The 8,040-nt window shown below is 35.7% G+C and carries 6 protein-coding genes; 3 read left to right on the top strand and 3 right to left on the bottom strand.

Annotated features, from left to right (window positions below; genetic code table 11):
• Positions 1–164 precede the first annotated feature (164 nt).
• Positions 165–650 carry a hypothetical protein gene (locus tag ACFIMP_RS04290; RefSeq protein WP_375613651.1) on the top strand — a complete coding sequence of 162 codons (486 nt, stop codon included), beginning with the start codon at positions 165–167 and terminating at the stop codon, positions 648–650.
• A gap of 1,163 nt (positions 651–1,813) precedes the next feature.
• Here the strand turns inward: ACFIMP_RS04290 and ACFIMP_RS04285 are convergent.
• The gene (locus tag ACFIMP_RS04285; RefSeq protein WP_375661199.1) at positions 1,814–2,107 is read right to left on the bottom strand and encodes a hypothetical protein; all 294 of its coding nucleotides are present in this window, start codon (positions 2,105–2,107) and stop codon (positions 1,814–1,816) included.
• A gap of 773 nt (positions 2,108–2,880) precedes the next feature.
• Here ACFIMP_RS04285 and ACFIMP_RS04280 point away from each other — a divergent pair.
• On the top strand, positions 2,881–3,324 hold the full coding sequence (locus ACFIMP_RS04280; RefSeq protein ID WP_375682447.1) for a hypothetical protein: 444 nt from the start codon (positions 2,881–2,883) through the stop codon (positions 3,322–3,324).
• Between the two features lie 1,679 nt (positions 3,325–5,003).
• On the top strand, positions 5,004–5,777 hold the full coding sequence (locus ACFIMP_RS04275) for a DUF4167 domain-containing protein (RefSeq protein ID WP_375611688.1): 774 nt from the start codon (positions 5,004–5,006) through the stop codon (positions 5,775–5,777).
• Positions 5,778–7,073: 1,296 nt separating this feature from the next.
• On the opposite strand, the gene ACFIMP_RS04270 is transcribed toward ACFIMP_RS04275, so the two are convergent.
• Together ACFIMP_RS04270 and ACFIMP_RS04265 are read right to left on the bottom strand one after the other, a co-directional pair.
• Positions 7,074–7,523 carry a hypothetical protein gene (locus ACFIMP_RS04270; protein WP_375611689.1) on the bottom strand — a complete coding sequence of 150 codons (450 nt, stop codon included), beginning with the start codon at positions 7,521–7,523 and terminating at the stop codon, positions 7,074–7,076.
• A gap of 45 nt (positions 7,524–7,568) precedes the next feature.
• Positions 7,569–7,934, bottom strand: a complete 366-nt coding sequence (locus tag ACFIMP_RS04265; protein WP_375613650.1) for a hypothetical protein — start codon at positions 7,932–7,934, stop codon at positions 7,569–7,571.
• Positions 7,935–8,040 lie beyond the last annotated feature (106 nt).

The following is an 8,040-nucleotide window of genomic DNA, read 5'->3' as shown; positions in this document are numbered from 1 at the left end:
TTCTGAGGTTTTCTGAGGTTTTCTGAGGTTTTCTGAGGTTTTCTGAGGTTTTCTGAGGTTTTCTGAGGTTTTCTGAGGTTTTCTGAGAAATGCAAGAGCCGTACAACGGAAAAAGATATGCAAATGCCTTAATACGCGTTTAGCTTATCAAAAAGGGGGATATAATGGCACTTTTTCCATTTTCTATTGCTGATATTGATGATCCGGAATGTATTCGTGTGGTTCTTTATGCTAGCGGAAGAATGGGACATGCTCCTTTAAACGCATTGTTGAAGAAAGCATATGAAGATATTACAAAAATTGCAAAGCGCATGGATGCTTTAGAAAAAAAATTAAATGCTCTAGATCTTACCAATGTCGAACAGAAAAAAAATGAGAAAGAAGAGAAGCAAGACAGTATTAATAGTGTTGTGAGTGGTGGAATAACGACACCAAACAGTTTTGTGAGCGCACCAGAAATTAAAACAGAATCATCGTCCGTTGGAGACATATTTTTTTCTCCAATATACGAGGCGCCAAAAATAGACTACAGCTCTTTTATTTCAAAATTTACAGCACATAAGCCGCTAGGAATATACAGTAGTGTTGCTCAAAACATCAGTGTTGAGCATTCTAGAGAGATTTCTTCTTTGTTAGAAAAGGAAAAATAGAAAAGAGTGATCATAACAATATGTATGGGTTGAAGCTATAGATGAGATAAACCTGATTTATATCTTCGGTGGGGATTGGAATTGCACTCTGTTTGAGATGTTAAAAAAGGGTAAAAATTGATAGAGAAGCGTTGTTGCAGGATAAGTTGATCATGCGTTGTTGGGGAGAGTAGGGCGCATATTGAAATCTAAGGGCAAGTTTTTAAAGCCTACAGAGAAAGGAGCCGTGTTCGAACAAAAACGCATGACAAAAGAAGTTTTAAAAAAGATAAAAAATCTTGCAATCATTTTAAAAAGCTTTTTGGATAGGGCGTTTGATGATTTTAAATCTATAAAAAATTGCCATTTTTACGCTTTTTAAAAAGAAAAAAAGTGCAGTTCATCGCAATTTTAATTTGTTAAAAATCCCATAAAAAGAAAATGTTAATTGCTAAAAGGACAAAAGCAGAAAAATGCCTATAAGAAAATCATGCGTATCGTTGTGTCTTTTCTTATAAAGAAGAGAAATGCTATACTGTTGGAGCAGGCTTGAAGGCTAACGTTTCACTTGTTTTCTTATCAGACAAGATTGTACAAGCGGTTGTTGATTTGTCTTGTCCTGTTTATGCTGTAAAGACTGTCCTTTCAGGTGTGATGATATAAGGCAAGCCTCTTTGTAAGAGCTTCCATGATACAAAAAGTGTTTTTTAAAGGGCATGGCAAATATTTAAGGCAGGCTTATTTGTTGAGCTTTAAGTTTAAGTCAATCACATGCGAGAAAGCCAAATGAACCCCGATGCAATCTGGGCTGTTGATAGATCAGATTGGGTGAAGAATCTTCATCTTTTGAAGTGGTGAATGTAAGTTAAGAAAAACCAGCTTTTACAAGCGTAAAAGAACGGGTCTTATTATAATTATGGACTTAAATCATGTGTGTTTTTTCATGGATTATATTGAGATAAAGCTACAAAGTATTTTGATTTATTTGATACGTTTTTATTTTAGAAAGTGTATTGTTATAAACAGCTCTCCTCAATACGAATGTATCATTATTTATACTCTTTTTGGATATTTTTATAAATATAATTAAAAAGCTTGCAATACTATACGTTTTGTGTATAAGTATTTATTATTGATTTCTTTTGTATTTTATTTAGTTATATCTCTATTCATAAGCCGCGCCTTTAAATGGTGCGGCTTTTTTTACTTTCTAATAACAGGGGCGCTATATATTTGTTATTGAGATGGCTTTGGATATTTTTCTCATTATTGTATTTTGTGATTTCATTTTGCAGTGAAATTTTTAAATTCTTGTGTGTTTTATCCCAATAGGGAAGATTCAAATAAAAATGCAGGCGTCTGGGTTTGGTTTCTTTGCTTTGGTTGGGGGGCGTTGAATAGTTAAAGAATCTTTGTGATTGTTTGACGGAGAATGATATGAGGTGAAGCATAAAATGGTGGCGCATTTGAAGGGCCATTATCATACATGCCAGCATGGTCAAAAATGCAAATGTGTCTTTAACAGTGTTTGTTGATCTCGATTAGAAAGTCCATTCTTTTTTGTTAGGAGTTTTACATCTATAATCTCTTAATCTTGTTTTAGCGACTGCTTTTTGAGGGGGCGGTAATAGAAGGCGTATAAGATTTTATATATGAAGTGTTTGTGTGGTGAATAACGGTAAATCCATTGAGCACTCCCATCTTTACGCTTATGTAGAGGCAAGCCCGCACCATTATTGTATTTTCTAGCTCCCAATTTTGCTACGGTCTTTGACACTTAAGACGATTCATAAGAGGCATATGCCTTTCTTATACAGTTTTTAATCCACATGCTAGCTCCGCTTGTAACTTGTAAGCAACATGGTTTTGATTGTTTCAATAGAAAACAAACTTCGGATGAGAGAATCCTATGGTGTTCGGGTTTCTCATTCAACATGTAAAACAATAAATATTCTTTATAAATCAATATGACATGTCTTAACAAAGACGAATTGTTTATAGATCCGCATGGATAAAGAATCTTTGTCTTTAAAAGTGGTGAGAGAAAATCATCAGCCCTATTTTTTCATAAAGGGCATGAGAAAAGTGTTTCATAAGAATTTTATACGATAAGAATTATACGGTAAAAAAGAGAGTCTTTTGACATAAGAGTCTTGATCGTTTGCGGCTATAACCTGTATTGTGTACACAGATACTTCTATCATTTTTTGCTGTAAAAGCTTCTCTTGGGATATTAAAGGGTACAATCTTTATGGAAAAAAGAATCCGAGCAAGACAAAAGGCTTATTTCAAAAGATTATATCGCAAGATTGCTTTTGTTTGCATAATACTTTTTTGTATAGTGTTTTTGTGTTTTGTTGTTGCAAAGGTGGTTAGTTATTTTTCTTCTCATAAAAAAGTAACACAACAAGCACCCGTTGAATTGGTTATTCCTGTTTTTGATCTACGCGTATATTGCAAGGAAATTTCTGCCTCCGTTATGCCCGATATGAAAAGAGAGGTTTATCAGCATTGTCTTAATTTGGAAAGTGAGGCCTATTTTGCTATTCGTGAAATGTGGGATAAGCTTTCTGATAGTGCTAAAAAACAATGTTTGACGAGGATCCGTCCTGGGGATGGAAATTATTTTCTCTTACGAGACTGTTTTCTTAATGAAAGAGAAAATAAAACAGGCAAAAGGCGCAATTACTTTTAAGTTTTTATAGGGAACGTTAAAAGGATGCGAATTTTGATAAAAAGATAAAAGCCTCTTAAATGACTATCTGCCTCAAAACCAATAGCAGCTTGATTTATTTATCTTGTTATATCGCACTTCTTATTTAAGGTGTGGCGACATAAGGTATGGATGGCCTCCTTGAAATGTTTAAGGGGGCGTGGTGGAGTTTCAGGAGGATTTGTTGCGCTTTTTTAAGGGAAATAACGAGTGTGGGAAATCCATTTCGTGATGGTTTTGGTGAATGGTATAATGGTAAAACCATCATGAAATGTATAAAATTTATAAAGCAAGTTCATCTTTATGGTTTAAACAAAGAATAAGCCGGTACTATCTCACACTTTGCTCGCTCCCAATGGTGCTCTCGACAACCCTTTAGCCTTAGAGACGGTTCATAAGAGGCACTTTTAGTCTTTTTATCGTTTTTACTCCACGCAGGTTTTCCCACATGTAACATGCAAGAAAAAGAGATTGATTCAACAGCAAACAGATTGAGGATGAAAAATCCTACGGTATTAATTTTCTTACTCAACACAAAAAATATGAATTATCATTACAAATCAATTTAGTGTATGAATTTTATAAGTATTTTCATTGTTAACAGACCAGTGTGATTTGAGAACCTTCATTCTTTGAGGGTGTAAGTCAATAGACATGACAAAAATGAGTAAAAAAACATTCCTTTTATAAACATTTACGGCTTCTTCATGCGTAAAGCGCTGTGCTGGGTTTAAAAATGTGCTTGTTTTATAATTCTAGTTTTCTTTATCAGAAAAGATAAGTAAGGAAATACGTTAGGCCATTCTTATTGATAGGCTTTGAGGAGGGTATTTTTTTGAGAAGAAGCTGATTTTTAAAAAAGTGTGACATATTGGTCGTTTTTTTCATAATTTGATATTTTTTTGTATTTAAATATTTTGTTTTTAAGCTCAATTTGTTATAAATAAAAACTGTGATTAACTTAAAAACTCTATGGGTTAAAATAAAAATTGATAGTATCATTGACTTGTTTGGGAAAGAAGATTGATCTCTTGGTGATTATAGGGCTTGAATAATACTTCGTGTTAATCTATCTATAAAAGTTAAGAGGTTTTGTGAGGCGATCGTGGATTATCGCTCGCAAGGGGTTGCTTTAGCGATGAAGAGAGGCTATATTTATAAAATAAAGAGGTTCGCGCAGTGACTCGTTGGGATGGAAGTGCTTGTGAGTTAAATGCACGAGGGGGTAGAGAATATCGGCGTTTTTAGGAGCGGTGGTTTTAGAGCAAAAAAGGAAGCTTCTACTATTCTCTGGCAGGAATTTTTTCTTTGTCGGGTGTGTTATATGTGTGTTTTCCTTTTTGTTTTCCACAAGATAATTATTTTTTTTAGTGAAATATGGTTTATTTTAAAAAAAACACTTGGCATTTTACGTGAACATCATTAGGTTTCTGCTGTTTGACAGAGAAAAAGGGAATTTTTGATTTACGATTTCCCTGCTGTTTTGTGATTTTCAAGAAAATATATGCTTTTATCAATATCAGTAGGGTTCGTTTGAGTGAAATAAACGCGGATAGCTTGATAATCGTATGTTAAACATGATCAGCATTATCAAAAGATAATGTAATGAGGAAGCGTCAATTAAGACACACATAAGACAAACACTCCAAAAAGGGATAAAGATGAGGCCACAACAAAATAGACGGGTACGCGGTCGCAATAATAACAATAATGGTAATAACAATAATAATCGTCGCGGTCCTAATCCGTTGTCTCGCAATTATGAAAGTAGCGGTCCGGATGTTAAAATTCGCGGGAATGCTCAGCAAATTGCCGATAAATACATAAGCCTTGCGCGTGATGCACAAGGTGCAGGTGATCGTGTTATGTCGGAAAATTATTTACAACATGCCGAGCACTATTTGCGTATTATTTTAGCAGCAGCTGGGCAAATGTCTCAATCGGTTCGGCGTGATGAAAATCGTGGTGATGAAAACGAAAATCGTGATGAAAACAATGGGCAAGAATGCGGTGAAATAAATCTTGATGGTGAAAAAAAGGATGCTGTCGAGGGTGATACAGATGTATTACAAATGTCGTCGCAAAAAAATGGCAATGGCCAATATGATAAAGCGCAAAATGGGGATGCGCGTGAAAACGCTTTAGAGGCTCTATCGGATGAAAAAACAGATCAAGAGCACTGCCTCTCTGAGAAAAATGTTGAACCTGTCAAAAAAATACGTCGTTCTCCTCGTCGACGTACTGTACGGACTCAAGATGAATCATCTCTTGAGCTTTCACTTACAACAGCAGAAAGCTCTAGCAATGGAGATGCATCAACAGCAACAAAAACAGCAACAAAAGAGGATTCTTCTTTGCCTGGATTAGGTGAGGGGATACAGAGAAAACCACGCCGTCGCCGAGTGGTCAATCTTGAGGCAGAGGAAAATGTTTAAACCTGAAGGGTGCTGTGTAAGCGCACTTGTGTGGTGATGTTATTGGTATCATGATAATAAATTATAATATGCTCAAGAAGCTTCTTGCGCTTTCCTTGAGTTTTCACGGGGCTGTATTGAGACTTAACGAAGGCTGTTGACAGAAAAGATTGCCTCTTTGCTGAGATTTAAGTAAGGGGATACAGGGGAAGATGCGTCGTCGCTCAAGTGGTCAATCTTGAGGCAGAGGAAAATGTTTAAACCTGAAGGGTGCTGTATAAGCGCTTGTGGTGATGTTATTGGTATCATGATAGTAAATTGTATATACTCAAGAAGCCTCTTGCGCTTTCTTTGGATTTTCACGGGCAGTATTGAGACTTAACAAAGGGTGTTGACAGAAAAGATTGCCTCTTTGCTGGGATTTAAGTGAGGAAATACAGAGAAAACCGCATCCGTGTATTTTAAGAGGCAGTTCTTTTATGAAGAACGCAATGTCGTTGTTTTATTTAATTCACACTTATATTCAATGTATTCATGCCCATTTCGCACTGGTGTTCATGAATTCTATCATGTGAAATCCATCGGTTATCTTTGCTTAATAAAAGATGTAAACTGGGCGTTATTGCTTTAATTTTCAATGTTGCAACAGTTCTTCTTTTGATACCTGATCATTCATAAGAGGTATTTTATTCATCCATTTCCTTGCTGGGATATGTGAGGAAATGATTTTGATTCAGTTTTTTACGAACAGATTTGAAAGGGAGAATCTTACAGTATTTGAGGTTCTCATTTGACATGCAAAATAAATCATCACTATAAATTAATATGTTGAATTTTTGCACTCAAGAAGAGGTATTTCTTGCACGTTTATTAGCTTTTCCCAAGTGATGTCATTTTCTTAAAATGGGAATGCGTTGACAGAAAGGTTTCTTCTTTTCCAAGATTTAAGTGAGGGGATACAGTAAAAAACGCGCCGTCGCCCGTGTGGTGGATATTTAAGACTTATCACATTAATTTATAATAATAATTCATTGTTTTGAATGTTAGGTGAGGGCCCCTAAACCCCTAGAATTCTCTCATTTCCAAATTTGTTCCATGTTGGATCAACAAAAACCATTCGCTTGCACGTTGCAAACGGGGAGAGCCCGTGTGGATAAATTTGTATAAGAAGGAATAAAAATGGCTCTTATGAACTCTCTCTAGCGCCAAGGATTGTGGGCAACATCCACGAGTTGGTAAAGCGTGTGATAATGCCGGCTTGCAGAAAATGTTTAAACCTTCAGAATGCTATGTCAGCGCTTATTGATGTTAGTTTTCTTAATGAGGCATTATCTTCGCTCTCTCTTTTGTTGTTTCAACAGAAAGAATGGAGACAAGTGCACCGGTATGATAATTGTAAATCATAAATTTTGTTTGTCCATCAGGGGTTAAAACTTTCAGTACAATATTGTGTTCTGAGAGGCTTTGCGACAAAATCTGTGTTTTTTCCGGTAGAGAGAGCGTATGATGGATAACGTGTGGGTTTTTGCTGAGAGAGGAAGATAGCTCTGTTTGTTTTGGCGCTGATCCGGTTTTTATCACTTTATAAACAATTAAAAACAGTACGGTTAGAATAAGGAAAAGCGTTATTAAAACGGAAATAATCATTAAACCCATAAGTTTTTTTCTCACTCGTTCTACGGCAGGGTCTAAAGGGAGATCTTGAGGCAGAGAATTTTGCTCTGTGTGATGGTCTTTTGAAGGGTGCATTCGCTTATTATCCATCATGTCTTTCATTGATTATTTTTTTTGAGATCTGATGGGTTTATGCTTTTAAAGTTTTTTGTGCAAGAGGTTTGTGGAAGAAGAATGTAAAAGAGGAAGCGATGTTGGTAAAATATCTTCTTTGTGTACTGTAGACAGCTTGTCCTTTACGTTTTGGCTTTTAAGCAGGAAATTTCCATGGTTTGTTACAGACCAGATCAAGTTTACTTCTTGTTGATGTAAACTGGGTTGTACGTTTATACATTGAGCAAAAATTTGTTGTCCATAAAGTGCAAACTTTTTTGTGGACGGGACCATGGCCTGTTCACAAGCTTGAGCCGTGGGATAGATTTTAACCATTGTATTGTTCGAATAGCAACTATTAAAATCATCTGTACATGAAACTAATAAGAGGATAAAAACAAGGGGATTCATCAATTATTTTCCAAATGACAGGTTGACAGAGCGGACTCCAATTTGTCAGCCTAGGGGCTTCTTCACTGTTAAACGCTTTCACAGTTTTTTAGTTCCCCTTTGAGAT

Source organism: Bartonella sp. AP65SXKL, from assembly GCF_042195725.1.
Classification (GTDB): Bacteria; Pseudomonadota; Alphaproteobacteria; order Rhizobiales; family Rhizobiaceae; genus Bartonella.
The sequence above is the reverse complement of the archived record's forward strand: the minus strand, read 5'-3'. Positions and strand labels throughout refer to the sequence as shown.

Bases quoted from the DNA above. Each gene is read 5' to 3' on its own strand.
- ACFIMP_RS04270 (WP_375611689.1), bottom strand. From the start codon at position 7,523: ATGATGGATAATAAGCGAATGCACCCTTCAAAAGACCATCACACAGAG.
- ACFIMP_RS04285 (WP_375661199.1), bottom strand. From the start codon at position 2,107: ATGGCCCTTCAAATGCGCCACCATTTTATGCTTCACCTCATATCATTC.
- ACFIMP_RS04280 (WP_375682447.1), top strand. From the start codon at position 2,881: ATGGAAAAAAGAATCCGAGCAAGACAAAAGGCTTATTTCAAAAGATTA.
- ACFIMP_RS04290 (WP_375613651.1), top strand. From the start codon at position 165: ATGGCACTTTTTCCATTTTCTATTGCTGATATTGATGATCCGGAATGT.
- ACFIMP_RS04265 (WP_375613650.1), bottom strand. From the start codon at position 7,934: ATGAATCCCCTTGTTTTTATCCTCTTATTAGTTTCATGTACAGATGAT.
- ACFIMP_RS04275 (WP_375611688.1), top strand. From the start codon at position 5,004: ATGAGGCCACAACAAAATAGACGGGTACGCGGTCGCAATAATAACAAT.